General features: G+C 43.8%; 1 protein-coding gene. It reads left to right on the top strand.

What is annotated here, in order from left to right:
• The coding region (locus GMA8713_RS26475) for a THUMP domain-containing protein (protein ID WP_232314584.1) at positions 1 to 518 on the top strand (518 nt) is incomplete at both ends.

Raw genomic sequence — 518 nt, forward strand, 5'->3', positions numbered from 1 at the left:
TGAGAACCTATTAGTTGAAGAACTAACCAAATTAGGGATTACGGACGCAAAACCAGTGCAGGCCGGGGTAAAATTTAAAGCGTCGAAAGAGCAGATTTATCGCTGTTGTTTGTGGAGCCGTCTAGCATCAAGATTTGTTCGCGTCCTCTCTGAATTTACCTGCCAAAATGATATGGATCTTTACTTGTCAGCAAGTTCAGTGAACTGGGTTAATCATTTTCATAGTTCGAAAAAATTTGTTGTCGACTTTAACGGCACTAATAACGAAATCCGTAACAGTCAGTACGGCGGGATGAAAGTAAAGGATGCGGTTGTCGACTGTTTCACCAAAAAGAACTTACCGCGCCCTTCGATCGATAAAGATCATGCAGATCTTCGTGTCCATGTGCGCTTGCATAAAGATAAAGCCATTTTAGGGATTGATATGGTGGGCGGTGGTTTACATCAGCGCGGTTACCGTACCGAAGCGGGGCGAGCACCACTTCGTGAAACATTAGCAGCAGCTATTATTTTGCGTA

Source organism: Grimontia marina (genome assembly GCF_900060185.1).
In the GTDB taxonomy this organism is placed as follows: Bacteria; Pseudomonadota; Gammaproteobacteria; order Enterobacterales; family Vibrionaceae; genus Enterovibrio; species Enterovibrio marinus.